The sequence below is a fragment of the Paraburkholderia sp. SIMBA_054 genome, assembly GCF_046534875.1.
In the GTDB taxonomy this organism is placed as follows: domain Bacteria; phylum Pseudomonadota; class Gammaproteobacteria; order Burkholderiales; family Burkholderiaceae; genus Paraburkholderia; species Paraburkholderia hospita.
Genome location: NZ_JAWRXV010000189.1, coordinates 1 through 883, shown reverse-complemented (window position 1 = coordinate 883; position 883 = coordinate 1). Strand labels below are relative to the sequence as shown.

The 883-nt window shown below is 64.0% G+C and carries 1 protein-coding gene; it reads left to right on the top strand.

Translation table 11 applies throughout. The features are described from left to right. Positions 1–81: 81 nt before the first annotated feature. A partial coding sequence (locus SB822_RS54690; protein ID WP_410858797.1) for an IS481 family transposase occupies positions 82–883 on the top strand: 802 nt, incomplete at its 3' end.

Here is an 883-nt window from a genome sequence, read left to right as displayed (position 1 = left end):
GTGTATGGACCGGGGACATGGGTAACGGGTGTGCGGGGACATGGGTAACACTCTGGGCGAACTATTCGCCCGGAGCCGCTCATGTCCTGGAACCCGAGAAACACCATGAACCTCCGTCTGGAATTCGTTGAACTCGCCTCGCAGGAAGGCGCCAACCGGCGTGCACTGTGCAGGCGCTTCGAGATCAGCCCCAAGACCGGTTACAAGTGGCTGGCCCGTCACGCGCAGGGTGGCGATGCCGCACTGACCGATCGTTCGCGTCGGCCGCAGCAGAGCCCGGCGCGCACGGCGCCGCAGCTCGAACAGGACGTCATTGCGCTGCGACGGGCGCATCCGGCCTGGGGTGGGCGCAAGATCGGCCAGCGCCTGCGTGATCAGGGCCACGTCGGGGTGCCCGCGCCCAGCACCATTACTGACATCCTTCACCGTCATGACCTGATCAGCCCCGAGGCCTCCGAGGCCGCCACGCCCTGGCAGCGTTTCGAGCACGCACAGCCGAACGATCTCTGGCAAATGGATTTCAAGGGTTGGTTTGAGTTGCAGGACGGACGGCGCTGCTCGCCGCTGACGGTACTGGACGATCATTCACGCTTTAATCTTGTGCTCGATGCCTGCGGCAAGACTGACACCCGCATCGTGCTCACCCACTTGCGGCAGACCTTCCGTCGCTACGGTCTGCCGTTGCGCATCAACGCGGACAACGGTTCGCCGTGGGGCAGTCCGGGCCAGCCGGGACAGCTTACCGCACTGGGAGTCTGGCTTGTTCGTCTGGGCGTGCGACTGTCCCACAGCCGCCCGTTGCATCCGCAAACCAATGGCAAGGACGAACGGTTTCATCGAACCTTGAAGGCGGAAGTCCTCAATGGCCAGCACTTCCGTACCC